21 protein-coding genes are annotated in these 23,429 nt (G+C 70.5%); 10 read left to right on the top strand and 11 right to left on the bottom strand.

All coding sequences use genetic code 11. The features are described from left to right. Window positions 1-7: 7 nt before the first annotated feature. The 3 genes from ACOKR1_RS06235 to ACOKR1_RS06225 are packed head-to-tail and all read left to right on the top strand — an operon-like array spanning window position 8 to window position 3,287. Window positions 8-991, top strand: coding sequence for a dihydrodipicolinate synthase family protein (locus tag ACOKR1_RS06235; protein WP_422935843.1), 984 nt, complete (start codon window positions 8-10; stop codon window positions 989-991). Next, window positions 991-1,764, top strand: a complete 774-nt coding sequence (locus tag ACOKR1_RS06230) for an SDR family oxidoreductase (protein WP_422935842.1) — start codon at window positions 991-993, stop codon at window positions 1,762-1,764. Before ACOKR1_RS06235 ends, ACOKR1_RS06230 begins: the two co-directional genes overlap by 1 nt. A gap of 14 nt (window positions 1,765-1,778) precedes the next feature. Further along, complete coding sequence (locus ACOKR1_RS06225; RefSeq protein WP_422935841.1) at window positions 1,779-3,287, top strand: aldehyde dehydrogenase family protein; 1,509 nt, start codon at window positions 1,779-1,781, stop codon at window positions 3,285-3,287. A 19-nt stretch (window positions 3,288-3,306) separates the two neighbouring features. On the opposite strand, the gene merA is transcribed toward ACOKR1_RS06225, so the two are convergent. The 5 genes from merA to ribB are packed head-to-tail and all read right to left on the bottom strand — an operon-like array spanning window position 3,307 to window position 7,658. Continuing rightward, entirely contained in the window at window positions 3,307-4,734 is a 1,428-nt protein-coding gene (merA, locus tag ACOKR1_RS06220) for a mercury(II) reductase (RefSeq protein ID WP_422935840.1), read from the bottom strand. 45 nt (window positions 4,735-4,779) lie between these two features. Next, on the bottom strand, window positions 4,780-5,178 hold the full coding sequence (locus ACOKR1_RS06215) for an SRPBCC family protein (RefSeq protein ID WP_422935839.1): 399 nt from the start codon (window positions 5,176-5,178) through the stop codon (window positions 4,780-4,782). Next, a complete protein-coding gene (locus tag ACOKR1_RS06210) occupies window positions 5,171-5,803 on the bottom strand; it encodes a hypothetical protein (protein WP_422935838.1) in 633 nt (210 codons plus the stop codon). The genes ACOKR1_RS06215 and ACOKR1_RS06210 overlap by 8 nt, the downstream gene beginning before the upstream one ends. Further along, the gene (locus tag ACOKR1_RS06205; protein WP_422935837.1) at window positions 5,800-7,017 is read right to left on the bottom strand and encodes a lysophospholipid acyltransferase family protein; all 1,218 of its coding nucleotides are present in this window, start codon (window positions 7,015-7,017) and stop codon (window positions 5,800-5,802) included. Before ACOKR1_RS06205 ends, ACOKR1_RS06210 begins: the two co-directional genes overlap by 4 nt. Beyond that, on the bottom strand, window positions 7,017-7,658 hold the full coding sequence (gene ribB / locus ACOKR1_RS06200; RefSeq protein ID WP_422935836.1) for a 3,4-dihydroxy-2-butanone-4-phosphate synthase: 642 nt from the start codon (window positions 7,656-7,658) through the stop codon (window positions 7,017-7,019). Before ribB ends, ACOKR1_RS06205 begins: the two co-directional genes overlap by 1 nt. Window positions 7,659-7,937: 279 nt before the next feature. Here ribB and ACOKR1_RS06195 point away from each other — a divergent pair, with 279 nt between their 5' ends. Then, window positions 7,938-10,175, top strand: coding sequence for an MMPL family transporter (locus tag ACOKR1_RS06195; RefSeq protein ID WP_422935835.1), 2,238 nt, complete (start codon window positions 7,938-7,940; stop codon window positions 10,173-10,175). Between the two features lie 208 nt (window positions 10,176-10,383). Further along, entirely contained in the window at window positions 10,384-10,896 is a 513-nt protein-coding gene (locus ACOKR1_RS06190; RefSeq protein WP_422935834.1) for a MarR family winged helix-turn-helix transcriptional regulator, read from the top strand. Here ACOKR1_RS06190 and ACOKR1_RS06185 read toward each other — a convergent pair. Continuing rightward, entirely contained in the window at window positions 10,882-11,637 is a 756-nt protein-coding gene (locus ACOKR1_RS06185; protein WP_422935833.1) for a class I SAM-dependent DNA methyltransferase, read from the bottom strand. The genes ACOKR1_RS06190 and ACOKR1_RS06185 overlap by 15 nt on opposite strands. Before the next feature lie 87 nt (window positions 11,638-11,724). Here ACOKR1_RS06185 and ACOKR1_RS06180 point away from each other — a divergent pair, with 87 nt between their 5' ends. The 4 genes from ACOKR1_RS06180 (at window position 11,725) to ACOKR1_RS06165 (ending at window position 16,948) form a co-directional block, all read left to right on the top strand. Beyond that, window positions 11,725-12,111, top strand: a complete 387-nt coding sequence (locus tag ACOKR1_RS06180) for a MerR family transcriptional regulator (protein ID WP_422935832.1) — start codon at window positions 11,725-11,727, stop codon at window positions 12,109-12,111. Window positions 12,112-12,195: 84 nt separating this feature from the next. Continuing rightward, window positions 12,196-13,860: a sensor histidine kinase gene (locus ACOKR1_RS06175; RefSeq protein WP_422935831.1), complete on the top strand. Its 1,665-nt coding sequence runs from the start codon at window positions 12,196-12,198 to the stop codon at window positions 13,858-13,860. A gap of 84 nt (window positions 13,861-13,944) precedes the next feature. Beyond that, complete coding sequence (locus tag ACOKR1_RS06170; protein WP_422935830.1) at window positions 13,945-16,083, top strand: elongation factor G-like protein EF-G2; 2,139 nt, start codon at window positions 13,945-13,947, stop codon at window positions 16,081-16,083. Between the two features lie 190 nt (window positions 16,084-16,273). Further along, on the top strand, window positions 16,274-16,948 hold the full coding sequence (locus tag ACOKR1_RS06165) for an AAA family ATPase (RefSeq protein ID WP_422936569.1): 675 nt from the start codon (window positions 16,274-16,276) through the stop codon (window positions 16,946-16,948). Here ACOKR1_RS06165 and ACOKR1_RS06160 read toward each other — a convergent pair whose 3' ends face one another. The 4 genes from ACOKR1_RS06160 to ACOKR1_RS06145 form a co-directional block, all read right to left on the bottom strand. Beyond that, window positions 16,949-17,563 carry a hypothetical protein gene (locus ACOKR1_RS06160; RefSeq protein WP_422935829.1) on the bottom strand — a complete coding sequence of 205 codons (615 nt, stop codon included), beginning with the start codon at window positions 17,561-17,563 and terminating at the stop codon, window positions 16,949-16,951. It lies immediately after the preceding gene. Between the two features lie 154 nt (window positions 17,564-17,717). After that, complete coding sequence (locus ACOKR1_RS06155; RefSeq protein WP_422935828.1) at window positions 17,718-19,364, bottom strand: hypothetical protein; 1,647 nt, start codon at window positions 19,362-19,364, stop codon at window positions 17,718-17,720. A gap of 1 nt (window position 19,365) precedes the next feature. Continuing rightward, complete coding sequence (locus ACOKR1_RS06150; protein ID WP_422935827.1) at window positions 19,366-20,463, bottom strand: acyltransferase family protein; 1,098 nt, start codon at window positions 20,461-20,463, stop codon at window positions 19,366-19,368. 205 nt (window positions 20,464-20,668) lie between these two features. Next, window positions 20,669-21,118 (bottom strand): anthrone oxygenase family protein, encoded by a 450-nt coding sequence (locus ACOKR1_RS06145; protein ID WP_422935826.1) that lies wholly within the window; start codon window positions 21,116-21,118, stop codon window positions 20,669-20,671. An 85-nt stretch (window positions 21,119-21,203) separates the two neighbouring features. Between ACOKR1_RS06145 and ACOKR1_RS06140 the strand changes: the two genes are divergently transcribed. Beyond that, window positions 21,204-21,779 (top strand): TetR/AcrR family transcriptional regulator, encoded by a 576-nt coding sequence (locus tag ACOKR1_RS06140; RefSeq protein ID WP_422935825.1) that lies wholly within the window; start codon window positions 21,204-21,206, stop codon window positions 21,777-21,779. Window positions 21,780-21,813: 34 nt separating this feature from the next. On the opposite strand, the gene ACOKR1_RS06135 is transcribed toward ACOKR1_RS06140, so the two are convergent. After that, a complete protein-coding gene (locus ACOKR1_RS06135) occupies window positions 21,814-23,406 on the bottom strand; it encodes a glycoside hydrolase family 66 protein (RefSeq protein ID WP_422935824.1) in 1,593 nt (530 codons plus the stop codon). Between the last annotated feature and the right edge of the window lie 23 nt (window positions 23,407-23,429).

The raw sequence follows: 23,429 nt of genomic DNA, 5'->3' as shown, positions 1-23,429 counted from the left end.
GGATTTCGTGACCGTCACACTGCAACCCGGCGTCTGGGGCGTGGTCCCGACACCGTTCGCGGGCAGCGCCCTCGACGTCGATACCGACAGCCTCGCCCAGCTCGTGGAGCACTACGCCGAGATCGGCGCCGTGGGGCTCACGGTCCTCGGCGTGTTCGGCGAGGCTGCGTCGCTCAGCACCGCGGAGAAGGCGCTCGTCCTCGAGACGGCGGCCGAGGTGAGTCCCCTCCCGATCGTCGCGGGCGTGACCGCGTTGGCGACCCGCCCGGCCATCGACGAGGCCGTGGCCGCGGTGCGGGCCCTCGACGACCGGCTCGCGGCCGTCATGGTGCAGGTCAACTCGGCCGATCACGGCGTGCTCGCGGACCACCTCGAGGCCCTCCACCGCGCCACGGGCGCGGCGATCGTCGTCCAGGACTACCCCGCGGCGAGCGGCGTCGCCATGCCCGCGAAGACGCTCGCCGCCGTCGTTCGCCGCTGCCCGTTCGTCGCCGCGGTCAAGGCGGAGGCCCCGCCCACCGCGCTGAGCATCGCGAGGCTCACGGCCGAGCTCGACGTTCCCGTGTTCGGCGGGCTCGGCGGTCAGGGGCTGCTCGACGAGCTTGCCGCCGGAGCCGCCGGCGCGATGACCGGCTTCTCCTGCCCCGAGGCGCTCGTCGCGACCGTCGGCGCTTGGGCGAACGACGGCGCCGCGGCGGCTTTCGAGGCCTTCGCGCCGTTCCTGCCGCTCGTCAATTGCGAGCAGCAGCCGCGTCTTGCGCTCGCCCTCCGCAAGGCCCTTTTCCGCGAGCGCGGGCTCATCTCGGATGCCGCGGTCCGCCCGCCCGCGGCACCGCTGCCGGACGAGCTCCTGCCGATCCTCCGGCAGCAGCTCGCCGCCGCGCTCGCGGCTCTCGAAGCCCTTTCCGCCCCGTCGTTTCCGGTCTCGGTACGCTCCGCCGTGCCGGTCCCCAGCGCTGTCACCTCCCAGACCCCGGCGGGGGTCCGCTGATGGACCTCGGGATCACGGGCAAGACCGCGTTCGTCGCGGCGTCCACCGGCGGACTCGGCCTCGCCGTCGCCCAGGCGCTTGCGGCCGAGGGCGCGCGGGTCGCGATCACCGGGCGGCGGCGCGAGCGCGCCGAGCAGATCGCGGCCTCGCTCCCGGGGGCGGTCGCCATCGTCGCGGACCTCGCGGAGCCGGGCGGCGCGGACCTGGCCGTCGACCGCGCCGAGCAACTGCTCGGGCCCATCGACATCGCGGTCCTCAACGGACCCGGCCCCAAGCCCGGCGCGGCGGCGGCCCTCGGGCCGGACGAGCTCGCGAGCGCCTTCGATCTCCTGGTGCGCCCGCACCATGCCCTCGTCTCCCGCGTTCTGCCCGGCATGCGCGAGCGGCGCTGGGGCCGCGTGCTCGCGGTCGGCTCGAGCGGGGTCGCGGCGCCCCTGCCGAACCTCGCGGTGTCCAACACGGGCCGCGCGGCACTCGCGGGCTACCTCAAGACGCTCGCGGCCGAGGTCGCACTCGACTCCGTCACGGTCAACCTGCTCCTGCCCGGGCGCATCGCGACCGAGCGCGTCGCCGAGCTCGACTGCGCGGCCGCGAAGCGGCGCGGCGTCTCCGTGGACGAGATCCAGCTCGAATCGCGCAAGACCATCCCCGCCCGCCGCTACGGCACGCCAGCCGAGTTCGGCGCCGCCGCCGCGTTCCTCTGCAGCGCGGGCGCCTCCTACATCACCGGCGTCGCCCTCCGCTGCGACGGCGGCCTCATCCGAAGCCTCTGACCAGAAGGACCGACATGACTTCCCTCGCCTCCGACACCCCGGCCCCCGACACCCTGGCTCCCGGCACCTTGGCTCCCGGCGACGCCGGGACCCCTCCCGCCGCGCGGCACCTCATCGACGGCACGTGGACCGGCGAGCCCACCACCGAGCGGCGGAACCCCGCCCGCCCGGCCGAGCTCGCCGCCCTGTCCCCGAGCGGCACGGTCGAGGACGCCGACGCCGCTGTCACGGCCGCCGCGCGAGCCCAGCCCGCGTGGGCCGCGCTCCCGGCCCCGTCACGCGGCGCCGTACTCCTCAGGGCCGCGTCGCTCCTCGACATCCGCAGCCTCGACATCGCTTCCGACCTGGTCCGCGAGGAGGGCAAGACGTTCGCCGAGGCCACCGGCGAGGTCAAGCGCGCCGCGGACGTGCTCCGCTTCTTCGGCTCGCTCGGCTGGGCGCCGTCCGGCGACGTCCTCCCCAGCGCCACGCCGGGCACCACGATCACCACGCGGCGAGAGCCGCTCGGCGTGTTCGCGCTCATCACTCCGTGGAACTTCCCGCTCGCGATCCCCGCGTGGAAGGCCGCGCCCGCGCTCGTGTCCGGCAACGCCGTCGTCCTCAAGCCCGCCGAGCTCACGCCGCTCTCCGCGACGCACCTCGCGCGCGCCCTGCACGACGCCGGGGTGCCCGCGGGTGTGTTCAACGTGGTCCACGGGAAGGGGCGCGTGGTCGGCGAGGCCCTCGCGCGCGACGAGCGGATCGCCGGCCTCTCGTTCACCGGCTCCACCGCCGTGGGGCTTCACCTCAAGGGCATCCTCGATGCGCGCCGCGCGCGGGTCCAGCTCGAGATGGGCGGCAAGAACGCCGTGCTCGTGCTCGACGACGCGGACCCGGGGGCCGCCGCGGCCGTCGTCGCGGCGGGCGCCTTCGGCCTGACCGGCCAGGCGTGCACCGCGACCTCGCGCGTCTACGTGACCCCCGGCGTGAGGGACGCGTTCGTCGAGGCCCTCGTGCTCGAGGCCCGCGCGTACACCCCCGGGGACGGGCTCGACGGCGCGCGGATGGGCGCCGTGGTGAGCGAAGCCCAGCTCGCGCAGGACGCGGCCGCGGTGCGCGGCGCCGTCGAGCGCGGCGCGACCCTGCTCGCCGGGACCCACGACGTCGATGCCTCCCAGGGCCTCTTGTTCCCGCCCGCCGTGCTCACCCAGATGAGCCCCGACGATCCCGCCGCGACGGACGAGATCTTCGGCCCCGTCGTGGCGGTGCTCGACGTGCCGGACTACGAGGCCGGGCTCGCCGCCGTCAACTCGTCCCGCTACGGCCTCACCGCCGGGATCTGCACGGACTCCCTCGCGCTGGCCACGGACTTCGCGGCCCGGGCCCAGGCGGGGGTCGTGAAGATCAACCGGCCCACGTCCGGCCTGGACCTCAACGTCCCGTTCGGCGGCGTCAAGGACTCCTCGACCAACACGTTCCGCGAGCAGGGACGGGCAGCCGTCGAGTTCTACACGTGGGGCAAGACCGTGTATCTCGGGGTGTAGGCCCGCGTCCGCGAACGGCTCACACCGCGCAGCAGGAGAGCAGCGCCACGTCCTGCGTGTACGACTCCGCCGCGAGCTTGAGCCCCTCGGCCATGGTCAGGTAGGGCGCCCAGCGGCCCGCGAGCTCGCCGACGGTCGTGCCCGCCTCGAGCAGGTGCACGCCCGCCGCGGCGAGCTCGCCGGCGTCGCGGGCCACGGCGGTCATCCCGAGGAGGCGTCCGCTCCCCTGCTCCGCTACGAGCTTGATGAAGCCGCGCGTGTCCCGGTTCACGAGCGCGCGCGGCACGAGTTCGAGCGGGAGGACCCGGCAGTCGCACGCGATGCCGCGCGCGGTGGCCTCGCGGTCCGTGAGCCCGACTGCGGCGACGGCCGGGCCCGTGAACGCGACCCGCGGGAGGCGGTCGTAGCCCACGGTGCGGCCCGCGCCCGCGAGCGCGTTCTCCGCCGCGATGCTCCCGTGCGCGGCCGCGACGTAGACGTACTCGGGGTGGCCTGTCACGTCCCCGGCGGCCCAGATCCTCGGGTTCGCCGTGCGCAGCGTCGTGTCAACGGGCACCTCGCCCCGGGGCCCGGTCTCGATGCCGACCGCGCTCAGGTTGAGGCCCGAGGTGACCGCGCGCCGCCCCGTCGCGACGAGCAGCTTGGCGGCGCGGAACTCGCGCGAAGCTCCGGCGACGCCCGCGCGGACCACCACGCCGCCGTCGTCCGCCCGAACGTCGAGGGGCACCGCGCGGCGCACGACGTCGATGCCCTCGTCCGCGAACACCGCGCCGAGCGCTGGGGCTACCTCGGGCTCTTCGCGCGAAAGGAGCCGGGAGCGCACGAGCATCGTCACCCGGGAGCCGAGCCGTGCGAAAAGCTGTGCCTGCTCGACCGCGACGAACCCTCCGCCCGCGATCAGGAGCGACTCGGGCACCTGGTCGAGCTCCATCGCGGTCTCGGACGTGAGGTAGCCCGATCCGCCGAGCCCCGGGACGTCGGGGATCCACGGCGCCGATCCCGTCGCGATGAGGTAGTGCCCGCCGCGCAGCCGCTCGCGTCCGCCCTCGGCGAGGCCGACCTCGAGCGCCGGGTCCCGCGCGTCGCCCGTGAAGCTCCCGAGGCCGCGGTAGAGGTCCCAGCGGTAGTAGTCCACGAGGTCAAGGTATTTCTCCGCGCGCATCCACTCGACGAGTTCGCGCTTGCCCGCGACGAGGGCGCGAGCGTCGAGCTCGAGCTGCGCGGAGGCGAGGCCTGGGAAGCGGTCCGCGTCCGCCGCCGTCTGGCGCGCCTCGGCGGCGGCGAGGAGGGCCTTCGAGGGCACGCACCCCGTGTTGACACACGTCCCGCCGACCGTGCCGGCCTCGACGATCGCGACGCTCCGCCCGATCGTCGAGGCCCTGATGGCGGCCGCGAAGCCCGCGCTGCCCGAGCCGATCACCACGAGGTCATACTGGCGTTCTTCCATGAGGCCACGGTCCTCCTTCCAGCGAGGGGAAGGTCAAGCCGGGGCCTAGCTTGCGGCGGCGACCTCGTCTCTCAGCCTCTCGAGCCGCCAGTCGGCCACGGGCGCGAACGCCGGGCGCATGAGGAAGAGGATGAGCCCGGTGTGGCGGAACGTGTGGGTCACCACGGTGCCCTCGGCGGAGGCCTCGAGGACCCACTCGCCGTCCTCTCGCGAGCCCAGCCCGGACATGGTGTACCGGACGGCGGTTTCGCCGATCTCGGTGTAGCGGAGCACGGCCCGTGCGACACCGCGGATCGTGGCCCGGTAGGGCCGCCCCGCCACGGCGGGACCCGAGCCGTCAAGGCTGCTGAAGGCCGGGTTCCAGGCCGCGATCCGGGACGTGTCGGCGAGGACCGCGAGGACCGCCGGGGCGTCCCCGGGGACCGTGATGCGACCGCTATACATGGCCGCCACCTCCCACGAGCTGGCGCGAGTTCAGGAGGGACCGGGCGGCACGCTCCCATGGCATCGGCACGAGACGCGTCAGCCAGTGCGCGGACCGGGCCTCCTCGTCGTCGATGGACCCGCCGAAGAGGTGGTCGGCGAGGTCGGCGAGCTGCTCGGGCGAGTGCCCGCTGTAGGCCCGGCTGCGCACCGCGAATCGCACGTTCTGGTACGCGGCGGATGCGGGGCTGACGGCCAGCGGAGCCTGCAGGACCGCGGGCTCCTCCCCCGAGCGAGCCTGCACGGCGGCCTGAAACCTCCGGGCCTCGTGCCGGTATCGCTCGGGCAGCCAGTCCAGGAACGGGACCGTGAGCTCCACAAGGGACTCATCCGGGCGGTGACCACGAACCACCGCGACGTCGTCGAGCTCGTCGGGGAAGGCCGTGAGCACGGTCGGCGTGAGATCCAAAAGGATCAGGAGCCCACCGCCGTCCCTGAGATGGCGGAGCACCTCCTCCTTCTCGTGGCGGTCGGGCCAGATCCGCGCGAGGCGCCACGAGCCGTCGGTCCGGCGGCTCCACAGCAACCGGGACGCGCCTTCGGTCACGATGAGGTGACCGCTCGACGTCTTCAGAATGGTCGTCACGAACTACACCACCCTTTCGAGGGCGAGATACTCCTTCGCCCTGCCGAGTCGTCTGGCAGCGCGCACTTGGTCCGCCGGCGTCTCCGCGAGCACGCGGCGGTGGGCCTCGTGGGCCTCCCGGTGGCGTCCCGCGGCGGCGAACGCCTCGGCGAGGGCCGCGACGGCGCGCGTGTCCCCCGAGGGGGAACTCGCGTCCGACGCCGCGAAATGCTCGATGGCCGCCGCCTTGCTGGCCCCGAGCAGGCCCGGGGAGCCGAGGTGCCAGCGGCCCATGAGGTAGTGGGCGTCCTTGTGGTCAGGGACCCGCTCCAGCACGTCCCGCGCACGCTCCGGACCTGCAGCGCATAGGAGAGCTTGAGCGGAAGCGGCGCCTCGAGGGCCCGCAGACCCAGGAGGCGGACGCGCTGGGCGCTGAGGTCGGGATGGTCGGGGACGGTGCTGCGGTACAGCCCCGTGAGGTACTCGAGGCGGCGGCGCGCAGCACGGTCGAGACGCCCCGAGGCGTCGAAGCCGTCGGTGATGAGCGCATCGACGAGCGCCGCGCCGCGGGCGCCGAGCTCCTCCGCGCGTGCGCCGTCGGCGTTGGCCTTGGCCCGCGCGATGAGCTCACCGACGGCACGCCGCGACGCCGACGCCAGCTGCTCGGACCGCTCCTGCTTCGTGCCCCCGGCTGGCTCCTCGAGGGGCCGACCGAACGCCACATGGACGCGGCCGTTGCGGAGGCGCCTCGAGCCGCGCGGCAGCACGGTGTTCGTCCCGACCATGCCGAGCGGGACCACCGGGACGCCGGCGCTGAGCGCGAAACGGAACGCTCCGGCCTTGAACGGCAACAGCTCAACGCCGTCTCCCCGCGTGCCCTCCGGATACACGCAGAGCCCGTGACCGTCGGAGAAGACGCGCTGGACCTGGCGGATGGTCGTGGGGCTGGGCCGGTCGCGGTCCACCTGGATCCCGTACCAGGCCTCGGTCCACACCCTGCTCACGGGCCGCTCGAAGCTCTCGGCCTTGGTGAGGAACCAGGTCGGGTTCCCCCGCACGGCGTTGACGAGGAATTCGACGACGTAGTGGTCGAAATAGCTCGCGTGGTTGGGCACGAGGACAAAGGGCCCGCTGGTCGGGACGTTCTCGAGGCCCTCGATCGAGCCCATCCGTCGGAGGACTTGGCGCGACCCCCACGAGAACGTGAGGGCGCGAATTGCGGTTCTAGCGTTCACTACGCCCCCGCGAGGTACGCGCGGAGGAGCTCGATGCTCGTCAGGAGCAGGCCGTGCTTCGCGGCGAAGCCCACGAGGTCCGTGAGCCGAAGCATCTCGCCGTCCTCGCCGATGATCTCCACGATGACGCCCGCCGGCCGGCAGCCCGCGAGTCGGGCGAGGTCCACCGAGGCCTCGGTGTGACCGGGGCGCTCGAGGACTCCGCCCGGACGGGCGACGAGGGGGAACACGTGGCCGGGGCGGACCAGGTCGTCGGCCGTGCCGGTCAGGGCGAGGGCGATCGTCCGGGCGCGCTCGGAAGCCGAGATGCCGGTCGTGACGCCGTTGGCGCGCGTGCCGTCGATGCTCACCGTGAAGGCGGTGCCCATCGAGTCCTCGTTGCGCTCCACCATCGGCGGGAGGGCAAGCAAGGCGGCACGCTCGGGGGTCATGGACAGGCAGACGAGCCCCTTGCCGTGGGTGATCATGAAGTTGATCACCGCCGCCGTCGCGTGCTCCGCGGCAACAACAAGATCGCCTTCATTCTCGCGGTCCTCATCGTCGACGACGACCACCATCTCGCCGAGCGAGATGGCCTCGATGGCGGCCTCGGCGGAGGCCAGGGTGAACGTGGGGGTGAGGGGGTCAGCGTAGATCGTCATGGCATTTCCTTCTGTCTGGGGCTGGGGACCCGGATCAGGGTGTGAAAAGTGACAAACGCCGGCAGAGCTAGCGGGACCAATTCGTGATCCGTCATGGATGATGTATCACGCGAATCGTGCCGGTCAAGTCGTTGGAGAAAGCCTTAACCTCAGGTTCACACCGCGATTTCCAGCGGTTCCCCCGCCGTGCGTGTTCCGCTCCGGGTGGTTGACGCGACCAGATAGATGATGGAACATGCATGACGTGTTATCTAATTCGACGACTGACAGGCCACTCTCATGAACCGTGTCACCCGCTTCTCCATCGCCCGCCCGTGGACAGTGATCGTTGGCTGGATCATCATCTTCCTCGTCTCCGCCGCCGGCGCCATCCAGCTCGACGGCGCCCTCTCGGCGGGCGGGTTCACCAACCCGCGCGCCGAGGCGCTCACCACGCAGGCCGACGTCGAGAAGGCGTTCGGCGACCAGCCGAACCAGATCATCGTGGCCGTCGACTCGAAGACGGCTCAGGACGCCGGCAGCCTCGCCCCGCTCGTCACCGTGCTCCAGGACGCGGGCGCGTCCACGATCACGGGGCCCTCGCAGAACCCCAAGTTCCTCTCGGCCGATCGGAAGACGGCGGTCATCGTCGCCGGGTTCGGCGGCGACAACACCGCCGTCCAGAACAAGGTCCCCGACCTGCAGCGCTCCCTCAGCGGCAAGATCGCCGACGCCTCGGTGTACGTGACCGGCCAGCCGGCGCTCGACTACCAGCTCAACGTGCACTCGAAGGAGGATGCGACGCGGGCGGAGATGATCGTCTTCCCGTTCCTCATCGTTGTCCTCCTGCTGGTGTTCCGCTCCGTCGTCGCGACCCTCGTGCCCCTGCTCATGGCGGGGACGGCCCTCGCGGTCGCGAGCGCGCTCGGCTTCGTCGCGACGCGATTCACCGACATCTCGATCCTGTACTCGAACATCGTCTCGATGATCGGCCTCGCGGTGGCCGTGGACTACTCGCTCTTCATCATCAAGCGGTATCGCGACGAGCTCGCGGCGGGCAAGGACGCCGTCGCGGCCCTCGAGACGGCCACGAAGACCGCGGGCCGGAGCGTCGTCTTCAGCGGAATCGCCGTCGCGGTCGCGCTCGTCGCGCTCTTCATTCCCAACGTCATGGCGTTCACGTCCATCGCGCTCGGCGGCGTCCTGGTCACGCTCGTGGCGATCGGCCTCAGCGTGACCGTCCTTCCCGCCGGCCTCAAGCTCCTGGGCGGCCGCATCAACTGGGGCACCATCAGGCTTCCGTCCGGGCGGGGCCGCCAGGACGCCGCGAAGGGCGGCCGGCGGACCCTCGCGGGCGGTCGCCGGCCGGCGCTCGTGGGCCTTCTCGGCGTCGCCGCGATGCTCCTTGCCGCGGTGCCCGTGCTGAGCATCTCGCTGCAGTCGCCCGTCGCGAGCGCGACGGTCCTCCCCTCCGGGGACCCCGCCCGCGAGGGACTCACGGTCATTGACCGCAACATCGGCCACGAGGGTCTCTTCCCGATCCAGATCGTCGTCAGCGCCCCCGCTGGAACCAGCACTCAGGATGTGGCGGAACGCGTCGAGAGCCTCACGGCTTCGGCGAAGGCCAAGGCCGGCGTCGCGGCCGTCACCTCGGTGACGTCGACCGGCGCGAGCCCCGCCCAGGTGCAGGCGGCCCTCGGCAACCCGCAGACGGCCGCCGGCTTCAAGGGCCTCTGGAGCGAGCAGAACGGTCGCACCACCGCGCGCATTCTCGTCGACACCGTCGAGGGCCCTGACTCCGTCCGCGCCCACGAGCTCGTGAAGGAGTTCAGGGCGGACGGCGAGGCCGCCCCCGCGCCGTTCACGGTGCACGTCACGGGAGCCACGGCCCAGGGCGTCGACTTCGACGAGACCCTCGTCGGCTCGATCCCGCTCATCGCGGGACTCGTCGTGGTCCTGACGTTCGTGATGCTCGCGTTCGCGTTCCGGTCCTTCCTGCTGCCGCTGCTCGCGCTCTTCTTCAACTCGCTCGTGGTTCTCGCGTCCCTGGGCCTGCTGACGGGGCTGCTGTCCCTCGGCGGGAGCGCCCCGCTGAACTCGGTCACGCCGATCCTGCTCTTCGCCGTGATGTTCGGGCTCTCGATGGACTACATGGTGATCATCATGTCCCGCATCGTCGAGGCGTACCGGAGCGGCAGCGACTTTCACGTCGCCGTCACCACGGGCGTCCGCGCCACGCGCTCGATGATCAACAGCGCCGCCATCATCATGGTCGCCGTGTTCGTCTCGTTCTCCTCCGCACAGATCAGCATCGTCCGGGAGATCGGCTTCGGGCTCGCGATCGCCGTGATCCTCGACGCGCTCGTGGTGCGGATGTTCATCATGCCGGCGATCCTCCGGGCCGCGGGGCCGCGGGTCCTCGGGCGCGCCTCGGCCGGCCACGGTTCGGACGTCCCCAGGGAGGCTGCAGCCGTGGAGGCCGCGGACCTTCCGACGCACGACGGCGCCCCCGCACCCGAGTCGGCCGGCGTCCGCTGACGCTGACGCGCCAAGGCGACGAAGGCATGGGGTGACCGATGCCTTGGCGCGGTGGGCTGTGGCGGGGACGGCCGGCGTCGTCCCCGCCACGGCCTCATGGGGAAGGCCGGGTTCCCGCGCCCGAAATTGATGACATGCTATCGTTCTCGACAGCGTCCCACCGAACCCTGCCGGCCCCGGTGCTGGCTTCAAACCCGCAGGACCTCCCATGACCACGACCGCCAGCAAGCCAAGCCGCTCCGATGCCTCGGCCATGGCGCCGACGGAACTCAGGTACCTCGTTCTTGCGGCCCAGCGCGAAGGCAATCGCGCCCTCGTGAAGCTCCTCGCGGACCTCGACCTCACGCCGTCGCAGGCCGAAATCCTGCTGGTCTTGGACGAATACGGCCCGGTGACGCTGCGCGAGCTCGGCGAGCTCATCGTCTGCGAGGCGGGCAGCCCGAGCAGGATCGTCGAAGTTCTCGTGCAGCGCGAGCTCGTGGAGCGCTCGTCGTCGGCCCTCGACCGCCGAGCGGTTCAGCTGGGCGTCACCGCCGAGGCCGCACGGCTCATCCCCCGGCTGCGCGCGGTCGAAGAGCATCTGGACGCCTACGCGACGTCGCTGCTCTCGGCCAAGGAACAGGCCGTGCTCGGACGCGCCCTCCGCAAGTACCTCGCCGGGACGCCGAGCGCCGAGGTCCTCGAGCACCGTTTCGCGGCGAAGCGCTCACACAGCGCTTAGCCGATACACGGAGACGTGGCTGCGGGACTCTGCCGTGAAGGGATTGCCGTTCCAATCCGCCCAGCGGGACTCGAGGTGGAATCCGGCGAGCCTGGCCATGAGGTCGAGCTCGCTCGGCCAGACGTAACGGTGCGGCGTGCGCTCGATGCGTGCCTCGCGGCTCCCCGCAGGGTCCGGGTCGAACCGGACGTGGTGGGACACGACCCTCTGGTTCAGCACGTCGTAGCTGTCCACGAGCAGATAGCCAGGATCGCTGACCTCGACGGTTCCCGAGTGCCCGGGAGGGAGCGAACGCAGCTGGGGAACCCAGAGTTCGACGACGAAGCATCCGCCCGGCTGGAGGTGGCGGGCGGCGTTCTCGAAGCAGGCGACCTGCTCGTCCTGCGTCACGAGGTTGGCGATGGTGTTGAACACGAGGTAGGCCAGCGCGAAGTCGTCTCCCGCGAGCGCGCTCGCCATGTCACCCTGCACCACGGGGATCCGCTGCTCATCGACCTTCTCGCGGAGCCGGGAGATCATCGCATGGGAGAGCTCTATTCCGCTCACCGGCACCCCCGCGTCGGCGAGCGGGATCGCCACCCGCCCGGTCCCGATCGCGAACTCCACCGCGCGCCCGCCTCGTGCAAGCCCCTTCAGGACGCCGACGGTCGGGCCGAGCACGTCCTCGGCAAACATGCCCTCGCCGGGAGTGTCGTAGTTCTGGGCAACGTCGTGGTCCCACAGCTGCTGTTGGTCGGTCACGGGTCCTACTCTCTTGGGGACGGGCAGCAACGTCAACCGGAACACACGGGGAGCCAACGCGCGTTGAATCCCGCAGGGAGGCATGCCATGCGAATCTCAGAGGCCGCGGCCGCGGCCGGCACCACCGCCAAGACGCTCCGGTTCTATGAGTCGATCGGGCTCATGCCCGAGCAGCCGAGGACCAGCTCGGGTTACCGCGAATACCCGCCCGCGGCGGTGCAGCGCGCCGCGTTCATCCGCCGAAGCCGCGCGGCCGGGCTCACGCTCGAGCAGACCCACCAGATCCTCCGCCTGCACGATACCGGCGCGGCGCCCTGCGGCCATGTGAGGGAGCAGCTCGAGGAGCAGCTCGGCGCGATCGACCGCCAGATCGCCGAGCTCACGGCCCTCCGAGCCGAGGTGGCCCAGCACTACCGGGCCGCGTCGGCAGGGTCAGACGGCTGTGACGCCCGGGAGATCTGCAGCTACCTCTGAGCGCCCGCGAAAACTGGCACTGTCCAGATGACGTTTCCAGTCACAGAATTGACCTGTCTGCCACTGCGCGGCTGGGAGGGCACCGTGGAGAAGGTTCTGGACGTGATGATGCTCGGGCGAGTCCGATTCCACGAGCTGACAATGCGCGGGCGCGTGGTGCTGAGCCAGCTTCCCTTCAACGTGACGCTGCTCCTGGTGTGCCTCATCGCGGCGATCGCGGACCCCAGCGTCTTCACGGACGTGGGCTTCGTCATGAGCCAAGGCCTCGCGCTCGTGCTCCTGGGCGTGTGCTTCGCGCTCCCCTGGGATCGCCTTGCGTATGGTCTGTTCCTCATCATCCCGGTGCTCGACTTCGCGCCGATCGGCATCCTGCACTACTCGAACGAGGATTCGCTGCGGGGCCTCGGCCTCCTCGCGGTCTTCCCGATCATGTGGCTCGCGGGCTCGGGCTACCGGCCGCGCATCATGGTCCCGGTCGGCGGTGTCGCGGCGCTGCTCATCGTGTGGGTTCCGCTCTTCGTTGACGGCACGGCGACCCCGCACACCCTCGCGGCGGAGCTCCTCGTCCCCTTCATGCTGTTCACGATCGGGCTCGGCACGTCCGTCATGACGCTCAGCGCGATGGCCCAGCAGGACCGCGTCGAGGAGCTCCTGCGGCGCAGCGAGACGCGCGAACGGCTGCTCGATACCGTGCTCGAGACAGTCGACGTCGGCGTCCTGGTCCTCGACGCCGAGGGCCAGAACGCGTTCATGAACCCGAAGCAGCGCCAGCTCTACGTCGCGGCGATCCCGGACGGTGTGCCGACCGACAAGGAGGAGGAGCTGCTCATCTTCCGCGAGGACTCGGACGTGCCGGTTCCGCCGGGCGAGCGCGTGCTCGGCCGCGCACTCGCGGGCGAGACGGTCGAACACGAGGTCTTCCGCCTGGGCCGCGGCGCGGAGGCGCGGATGGTCTCGATCTCGGCGCGGGGCTTCGACGACGCCGCCGGCGAGCGCGCGGGGACTGTCCTCGCCTCCGCGGACGTGACCGACGTCGTGGCCGCCGTGCACGCGCGCGACAAGTTCCTTGCCGCGATGTCGCACGAGTTCCGCACTCCGCTCACGAACATCCTCGGCTTCGCGGAGCTCCTCCAAGACGACTCGACCCTGAGCACCGCCGCGAAGTCCGACCTCCAGATCATGATGCGCAACGCCCACCACCTGAGCCACATGGTGGAGGACATCCTCGCGGCGTCCCTCACGGGAGCCGAGGCCGCGGCGATCCGCCTCCCGCTCGATCTGGCCGAGCTCGTGCGGCAGGCCGGCGACTCCTCGGGCCGCGAGGCAGCGGGCCGCGCGATCACCCTCAGCGTCTCGACCGACGGGCCCCTCCCGATCCTCGGCGACCGCACGGGCCTCGTGCGGGTCCTCGACAACCTCGTCTCGAACGCGCTCAAGTACTCCCCGTCCGGCACGACCATCACGCTCACCTCCGCCGAGGACGGCCCCTGGGCGGTCTGCACCGTCCGCGATGAGGGGCTCGGCATCCCGCCCGAGGACCTCAAGCGCGTGTTCACGCGCTTCCAGCGCAGCGACGCGGCGGTCCGCTCGGGCATCCCGGGCACGGGGCTGGGGCTCGCGCTCGCGAAGGAGGTGGCCGAGCAGCACGACGGCGAGCTCGACTGCACGAGCGAGGTCGGCGTGGGAAGCGTCTTCACCCTTCGGCTCCCCCTGCGCACCGCACGGTCGCGGCGCACGGCGGAGGTGTGAAAGAGCGCGGCTATATCCCCTTGACGTGCGTTCTCGCCGCGAGAAGGGTGTACGGAAAGGATCGCTGCTGATCAGGAGGCGCTCATGTCCGTGAAGAGCACGAACGGAACGGCGAAAGCCGCGGGCCGGGCCGGGTCCGCCGAGGCCGCCGCCTCCCCGTCCGTGGATAGATCCGAGCTCATCCGCAACGTCGCTCTCGTGGGGCACTCAGGTGCCGGCAAGACGATGCTGCTCGAGGCCGTGCTCGCCTCGACCGGCGCGATCACGCGGATGGGCTCGATTGCGGACGGCAGCACGGTGAGCGATTCGGACCCCTCGGCGGTCCACCAGCAGCGCTCTGTAACCCTCTCGGTGGCACCGGTCCTCGTGGACGGCGTCAAGGTGAACCTGCTCGACACCCCCGGCTACGCGGACTTCATCGGCGAGCTCCGCGCCGGGCTGCGAGCGGCCGACGGCGCGTTGTTCGTCGTCTCCGCGGTCGACGGCATCGACGCCGCGACGATCGCACTATGGGCCGAGTGCGAGCGCGTGGGGATGCCGCGCGCCGTCGTCATCAGCAGGCTTGACCACCCGCGCGCGGATTACGAGGGCACCCTCGCCGCGTGCCGCGCGTCGTTCGGGGAGTCGGTGCTCCCGCTGTATCTGCCGCTGCGCTCGGCCGGCGCGGTGACCGGCCTGCTCGGGCTGCTCTCGGGCAACGTGTCCGACTACTCGGGCGACGACCTCCGGCCCGAGGTCCGCCCAGCGAACCCCGCCGAGCTCGCCGGCTGGGACGCGGCGCGCGGCGAGCTCATCGAGGGGATCATCGCCGAGAGCGAGGACGAGACGCTCATGGACCGCTATCTGGGCGGCGAGGAGATCGGCCTCGACGTGCTCATCGGCGACCTCGAGACGGCCGTGGCCCGGGGCTCGTTCTTCCCTGCTGTGCCCACGTCGGCAGCCAACGGGCTCGGGACCGCGGAGCTCCTCGAGGTGCTCACGGGCGGCTTCCCGTCGCCGATCGAGCACGCCGTCCCGTCCGTGACCGACCTCGCTGGCAAGCACGTCGGTCCGCTCATGTGCGATCCGGACGGGCCGCTCGCGGGCGAGGTGGTCCGCACGACCGTGGATCCGTTCTTGGGCCGCGTGTGCCTCGTGCGGTTGTTCTCGGGGACGCTCCGCGAGGATACGCCCGTGCACGTGGCGGGCCACGGCCTCGAGGAGCGCGGGCACCCGGACCACGACACAGACGAGCGGCTCGGCCACCTGTACTCTCCGTTCGGAGCGGTCCTCCGCGCCGCGCCGTACGCGGTCGCCGGGGACCTCTGCGCGGTGGCGCGGCTTTCCGCTGAGACCGGCGACACCGTCTCCTCTCGCGATCTCCCTCTCCTCGTAGGCCCCTGGGACATGCCCGAGCCGCTCATGCCCGTGGCCGTCGAGGCCGCCTCGCACGGCGACGAGGACGCCCTCGCGAAGAACCTCGCGAAGGTTGCCGCGGGCGATCCGACGCTCCGCGTCGAGCGCAACCCCGAGACGCATCAGCTCGTCCTGTGGTGCATGGGCGAAGCCCACGCCGAGGTGGTCTTGGACCGGTTGCGGGAGCAGGGCGTCAAGCTCCAAACGGTCGACGTCGTCACTCCCCTCCGCGAGACTTTCGCCGCCCCCGCTTCGGGCCACGGCCGCTACGTCAAGCAGTCCGGCGGGCACGGCCAATACGCGATCTGCGACATCGAGGTCGAGCCGCTCGAGCGGGGCGCAGGGTTCGAGTTCGTCGACAGGATCGTGGGCGGCGTGATCCCGGGCGCCTATGTCCTGTCCGTTGAGAAGGGCGTGCGGGCGCAGATGGAGAAGGGCCTCGCCCAGGGGTTCCCCGTGGTCGACATCCGGGTGACGCTCGTGGGCGGCAAGACGCACAGCGTGGATTCGTCCGACGCCGCGTTCCAGGCCGCGGGAGCCCTCGCCCTGCGCGAGGCCGCGGCCGCCTCGCGCATCCAGCTCCTTGAGCCCGTCTCCTCCGTGACCATCAGCGTCCCCGACGAGTACGTGGGCTCCGTCATGAGCGATCTCTCCGCCCGCCGCGGACGCCTCACGGGCACGACATCCGGCGAGGAGGGAACGGAGATCAACGCCGAGGTTCCCGACGCCGAGCTGCTGCGCTACGCAATCGAGCTCCGCGCCCTCACTGCCGGGACCGGCCGCTTCCGCCGCGAGTACCTGCGCCACGACCCGGCGGCGGGCAACTAACCCCCGAGCGGACGATGTCCTCCCCGACGCCCACGCATTGAACACCCTTCAACTAACTTCCGTCCCGAAATGTCCCACCCTAACCGCCACTTTGGGCGGGACATCCTCGGCTTCGATTTTCATTAGGATCTTGTCTGTGTTCGGTGAGCGGTTGTCGATTCGCCGGGTCGCAGAATATCCATCGGACCCGATGCCGCGCCGTCGTTGGCCGGCGACGCTGCCGCCGGTGCGCCAGCTACTCGACGAGGGCCTCGATCTCGGAGCCGCGACCGTCTTCGTCGGGGAGAACGGGGTCGGGAAGTCGACGATCGTCGAAGGGATTGCCGGCGCGTTCGGCCTGTCTTCCGAGGGCGGGTCGACGGGTGCAAACCTCCACACGCGCCGCTCGGAGTCCGATCTGTCGCAACACCTATCGCTTGCGCGAGCTCCGGGCGGCTCGCGTCGCGGGTTCTTCCTCCGCGCCGAAACGATGCACGGCTTCTTCACCTACCTCGAACGCAACCCGGCCACGTCCGGACGAGCGGAGCCCATCTTCCATGAGATGTCCCACGGCGAGTCCTTCCTTGAGCTGATCATCCACCGCTTCCGAGGACGCGGGCTGTGGGTGCTGGACGAACCGGAATCGGCCCTGTCCTTCAGCGGATGCCTCGCGCTTCTCGGCGCGTTGCAGCAGCTGCTTGCCGAGGGAGGCTCTCAAGTCATCCTGTCCACTCATTCGCCGATCCTGGCCCGACTCGATGGAGCACGAATACTGGAGGTTGGAGACTGGGGCATCCGAGAATCGGCCTGGGAAGAACTGGACCTCGTCCGCCACTGGAAGCTCTTCCTCGACAGCCCCGAACGCTACCTGCGCCACCTGACCTGACTAGGACGCGCTGACCGTCTGGTTCTCCGTCGCGACGACAAGTAGCGGACCGTACGCCTTTTCGAGCTCGGCGGCCGAGGCAGGTGAATAGTTCTGCAGGTGCAGCACGACGACGTCTTGCACGATGTCCGGCCCGAATGAGCTGAACGTGATACCCCGCGCGGCCCACGAAGCCGTGTCCGTTTGGAGCCGGTGGGTGAGGGCGAGTAGCTCGCTGAGGGAGTGAGCAACCGTGCGGACAGCTATGGGCACCGGGATCGACGGATCGGCGTGACCGGCAGCAAGAAGGGTCGGCGTGGCCCCCTTCGTGGCATTCACGGCCTCGACCTCGGAGGCCGTGGGCGGCCCCGACAGGATCACCTCAACGCCGTCTGCGGTAATCCGCAATCCAACGTAATTCGACTCGTCCTTGAGCCTCGGCGCCAAGGCGTTGGCCACCACGGAGGCCGCCTGATTCGCGGGGCCGGGCTTCGAAAAGTCGTGCGGAGCGGAACTCGTCGGGGCCGGCACAGCGGAGTCGCCCCGCGGCAGGTTCTGCGCGGGCTCACCGCACGAGGCCAGGACGCCGCACGTGGCCACGAGTCCGACGAGCGCAAGCTGGGGTATGCGGCGCATGACAAGAAGGTACCGCCCCGGCTCGAATTTGATGGTCAGTTTCCGCGAATCCCCGTGGCATGTCCTCGGCGTCGTTGGCCTTCGGAGGCCTCGAAGGACCCGGCGAAAATGTCCCGCCCTAACTGGCAGTTAGGGCGGGACATTTTCTGGCGCCTCATGCAAGCGGGGTGGGAGAAGCCGGGCCGATGGGCAGGAGAACGGTCCCGAAGTCCGTGATGGTGTACCGGCCGCATTGCACCGTGCTGTGCGGCGCTGTGCGCGCCATGGGAGGTAGGACGGGCGCGGGATGCGCACTGTCGGTCAGCACGAAGGAAACCTTGGCATGCGCGTAATCCGTACGATCGCTGAGCCATGGGTAGGCGCCGAAGCTTCGATCCACCTGGACCAGCTGGTCGGGCTCGCCCAGATAGGCCTTGGGCCCACGAATGGTCCAGAAGCCCCCCGCGCCCGTGCGATGACTGGCGGTGATCCAGGCGTCGACGCAGGCGATGTCCGGATCGACGACGGCGGCAGATCTGCTGAGAGCGCCGGTCGCGAGAGCCGAAACGCCGAGTGAGACCACCATGACGCCGCTCACCATGGGCCGGGCTTTCCTGGCGTCGAGGCGGCCGCGGAAGATCCTGCTTTGGCCGGAGAGCCGCGGGGCGAGGACGAGCATGCACACCGGGGCGAAGACCATGGGCTGGAGATAGCGGATCGCGAAGGTGCCGAGGCAGATCCCGCCGACGATGAGCCCTACCGGAGCCACCCAGCCCATCCCGGAGACGACCGCCGCGGCGGCATCTCTCGCGACGAGCGAGCGGCGGAACACGATGACGGAGACGAGTATGAGCGCAACGGCAACGGTGAGCGACACGGCTCCAGCGACCGTCGACGCACGGTCAGCCAACGCCCCGAGATAGTAAACGGCGGACCACAAAGACAACCCCGGACTCGAATACGTGGGCCCGTATGTGCTGAAGAGCGGAGTGAACGCAATTCGCGCGGCGACGCCGATTCCGCTCCCAAGAACCAGGAGGGCGCCCACTCGGAAGACGCCGCGCCAACCGACAACGCGTCGGCGGGCGACGAGGACCAGCACGAGCATCAGCGGCATCGTGGCCCAGGCCATAAACAAGGGGTTTGTCAGCGCCGACAGCGCGCTCGTGACCATGAGCGCCGGCTCAAGCCACCGCCGTCGTCCGCCGCGCTGCGCCGTGACCAGCCGCGCAACGATCCCTGTCGCCGCGACCGCCCCGAGAAGGGTCATGCTGTAGTAGGTCGTCGTGACCACCAACGATGCGAGCTCAAATGTCTCCTGGCGCGGGGAGTCTTCCAGAAGCGTCAGGGACACCATCGCGCCGAACGCAACCAGCGCGCCAGCGACCCCGTGTGATCGGGGCCGTCCACGGTGCACGGCTCCAGCGAGGACCCTCAGCACGCCGTAGAGCAGCAGGAGATTGACCACGGCGCTCAGCGCGAACGTGCCCTTGACCCCCAGCCCGAGCCCGGCGAGCGCGAAATAGAGCCCCATTTCAGGGATGAAGAGCACGGCGGACAACGACCAGTCCTGAGGCTGTCCGGCCAGGACCGACTGGCGGACCAGCGCCGGTAACACCGAGTCGCCGTCGTAGTAGAGGAGCCACGAGCGGTCCGTGGCGTCCACGTGCCACACGGCCAGGAGGGCGAGTGTGAGGGCCACGACGAATCCCGCCGACTCGGCCGCCCACGGAGGCACGGCGGTCGACGCGCGTTGAGGCGTCGCGGCGGGTGCCGGGGAGCTGGGGTCCTCCCGCGAGGACAGGAATCCAAGCGCTGACACGCTACAGCCCAGACGCCGAGCTGTGCGTGTGCGCCGGGCTCGCTGTTGAGTCGGCGAGAGGCCTGGCGCGTTCGCCCGCAAACAAGTCTCGAACTGCCCGTTCGCAAGGCTTCTCGACGTACCTGTAGGCGAGGCCCGCGAGGCCGGCGGCCGCGATGAGGGCCGGCGGCACAAGCCACCACGGGAGGCTTTGGGGCCCCGCGCCGATCGCGAGACCCACGGCACCCAGCACGAGGTAGTGGACCATGTAGAAGGAGAACGACCGCTCCCCCAGCGCGACCATTCGGGGGTGAGTCAGGAGACGGCCGTCCCCGGAGAGCTCCCGCCGCGCGGACGTCCAGATGAGCACGACGACGGCGGGCAGCACGAGAGCCTCGATCGCCCACCAGGGCGTGACGTGGAGGAGGTCCGCGATGAGCGCGAGCATGAGTCCCGTCGTGGTCGCGGCCGCGGCGGCGAACTGGATCGTCCGCGATGGGACGTGGCCGGCCTTGAGCAGGAGCGCCAGGGCGACGCCGATCACGAACTCGGCGAGCCGATACGGCGGGAAGTCGTAGGTGAAGAAGTGGGCGGCCCAGGGGTTCACCTCCACGCCAAGCGTGAGCTGGATCAACAGCCCCATGACCGGCTGAAGGATCGCGAGGAAGACCACGGTGCCCACCAGTTCCCGAGCGGTGAAGCGGCGCATCACCTTCACGATCGCCGGGAGCAGGAGATAGAAGAAGGCTTCCGCTGACAGCGACCATGTCACCGGATTGAAGGACGACGACGACATCGGTCCCCACGCCTGCGTCAGAGTGAGGCTCTGCACGAAATAGACAGGGTTGGAATTCGGAGCCACGGGGACGATCGCCGCGATGGCCAGCGTGGCTGCACTCAGGGGAAACAGTTTCGCGAAGCGGTTCCGCAGGAACACGCCCGTGCCGGCCTCGGTCGTGTCCGCCCACGTCAGAACGAAGCCGGAGAGGACGAAGAAGAAGCTCACGCCCACGAATCCGAGATCCACCACGGGAAGCTGGTACTGGCCAAAGCCATGCATGAGCGCGACGACTCCAGCAGCCACGAACCGAAGACTCGTCAGGGAATCCAGTCGCTTCACTGCGGCTCGCTCAAGATCTGCTGGCGGACCATTCGGTCGCCCCCTTTCCGCGCGGAATGTGGGGGTGGGCCACCCCGATTCCCCTACCGGAAAAGTCTCCCTGCACACCACCCCTCCGAAGGGCCGTCGGCCCGAAACCTTGCCCAATCCTTGGGCGAACCTTCGCTGCAATTGCGAGAGGGCAAGAGGGAGGAGCCGTGCGCGGTCAGCGGGCTACTGCGACGAGTACGAGCACCAAGGCCGCGACGAGGACCGCGACGCGGGCGTAGTGCAGGCGGTCCCAGCGCTGGTGCTGTTCCCGCCAGTCGGCCGGGTGGTCCTCGGCCGTCCAGGTCACCGAGCGGTTGTTGATCGGAACGAGAAGGGCGACCGACATGATGATGCTCACCGCGAGCAGCGCCGCGGCGACGAGTGATGCTGCGGCGGACGGCGTTCCCCACGCCAGCGCCGTGAGCGCCGCGATGAGGATCAGCGAGCCGATGTACCAGAACGGCATCGCGCGCCCGAGCATCCGGCCGCCGTGTGCGCGCGCTTCCAACGACGGCCCGGCCGGGAGCCGCAGCACGATCGGGTTGACGACGAACGCGACGGCGAACTCCACCCCAACCATGAGGCCGACGACGGTCGCGGTGATGACGGAGAGAACCGAGATCATGCTATTCCCCTAGAGTTAGCAACGCTAGATTTTCTAGCGGTGCTAACATATGCCCTAAGGGGCCCGGACCGCAAGGGGAGGATCGATGACTGAACCGACTGCCCGTCAGCGACGGAGCGACGAGAGGCGCCAAGGCATCCTCGATGCCGCACGTGATCGCGCCGATGCCGAGGGTTGGGCGGCCGTGACCACCCGGCACCTCGCGGACGCGATCGGCTACTCACAGCCCGTGCTGTACGGCCCCTTTCCTGGCGGCAAGACGGAGATCATGCGGGTGATCGCCTTCGAGGGCTTCGCGGAGCTCACGCGACGGTGTCGCTCGGCCGTCGGACGCGCGAGGGGACGCAAGGCAGTCGAAGCGGTCGCCGTCGCGTATCTGGACTTCGCCGCGGCCCACCCGGCGGTCTACGAGGCGATGTTCCAGCAACCGATCGACACGCTCTTCGCGAGCGAGGACACCGAGCCCGAGCTGCGGGCAGGCTTCGAGGCCCTTGCCGACGCGGTGAACGAAGAGGGCGACAGAACGAGGACCGAAGTGTTCTGGGGCGCCCTGCACGGGATGAGCCAGCTCGAACGCGCCGGACGCATGCGCCCCGAACACCGATCGCGGCGCATCTCGGAACTCGCCGCACACTTCGACCCGGACGCCCCGAGCTCCTGAAACTGGCCCAGCCGGAAGCGCGGCGCGGAGCCCCTCAGTCCTCGCTCAGGTGCACGATCTGCCAGATGTTCGGCTCGGGCAGCTGCGCGAGGAGGTAGTCGCCGTCGACCGTGTAGGGCACATCGGTGAGGTGCGCCTGGCTGTCCGGGTCCGCGACCCGAATCCGCGGGAGCCCGGCCCGCGTGCGCCGGAGCCGCAAGGTGCCCTCGCCGGGGGAGACGGGCACCGCGCGCGGCGCGTCCCAGAGCGTGTCCGGCTGGCCGTTGAGGTTGATGAGGTGGACCACGAGCCCTTGCGGCGTGCTCGTGACCCGCCTCCACACGGCCCCCGCGGCGGGCGCCTCGGTGACGGGCGTCTCGGCGTACGCGACGTCGACGTCGTCGTTGTAGCCGCCCGCGTAGGAGCCCGTGACGTCGTGGATCTCGGGGTCCATGAGGAGGGCGTCGTGCTCGACGAGGAAGTCGTACCAGCGAGCCAGGAACCACTCGGTCTCCGGGACCACGGGGTGGTTCCTGACGTAGTACGGGTCCACGAGGACGCGATCCGCCTCGCCGGCCAGGAGCTGCGTCGCGCCGTGGCTGAAGGCCGTGGCCATCGTGAACGCAGCGGCGCGGTCGGCGCTCGCCGGGTCGGCGGTCTGGGCGTAGACGTGCTGGTACGCGGCGAGCACCACTGGCTGCTCCCGCCGCGACGCCTTCGCGCGCTCGATGACCCGCACGAGCGATTCCAGCGTGACGTGCGGGGGCCACACCTCGACGTACACCGCGTCCTGCGATGTCGGCGCCGTGGCCCACGTCGGGAAGTCGTTGACGTTGTTGAAGACGAGCCGGCTCGGCGGGAGCGCCGCCCGGATCCGCTCGATGAGCGCCACGAAGGACTCCGCGAGGTCGACTCCCCGACCGTCCGGCGTCAGCGCGTACTTGGGGTAGCCGTACTGGTCGAGGTGGAACCCGTCGAAGCCGATCTCCGCGGTGGAGCGGTCGAGCTCCTCGGCGAAATGGCTGAGCCACGGCTCCGCGGCCGGGTCCACGAGGTTGAGGAAGTCGCCGAGGCTGTGGACGGTGCCCGAGGGCGTGGTCAGGGCGAGCTTCTCCCACTGGGGCCATTCGTCGTGCCCCACGCCGTACACCGCGGCATAGCCGAGGGAGGCCGCGCCGGCCGCGCGGAACGCCTGGACGAGGCGACGCACGGTCGCGAGGGAGATCGTCTGATCCAGCGCGTCCTGATACTCCTCCCCTCCCCCGAGCAGATCCGCATGGCGGTAGGCCCAGTCGTAGAACTGGATGCCGTTGAGGTGCAGGCGCCGCGCGCGGCGGACCGTTGCGTCGACGTCCTTCTCGGGCGAATAGCTCGCGACGAAGCCATAGCGCAGCCGGCGCGTGGGATCCTCGGTGACCTCGACCGCGGTGCGCAAGGCCCCGCCGTCGTACGCGTACTCGACGCCATAGGTGCCCTGGTCCAGCGCACCCAGCGAGGCGGCGCCCGGGCCGACGCCCTCGAGCCGAAGCACCGGGTCGCCGAGGCGGAGGACGGTCAGGGAGCCCGTGGTCCCTTCGGGGACGTCGAGGACGACGGCGATGTCCTCGCCGGGGCGGAAGGAGGCCTTGGTGGGCAGGAGTTCGGTCATTGAGAGAGGTTCTCCGTGGTTGG

Origin of the sequence: Sinomonas sp. P47F7 (assembly GCF_049332655.1) — a bacterium.
Taxonomy (GTDB): Bacteria; Actinomycetota; Actinomycetes; order Actinomycetales; family Micrococcaceae; genus Sinomonas.
This window is presented reverse-complemented; position numbering and strand designations above follow the sequence as displayed.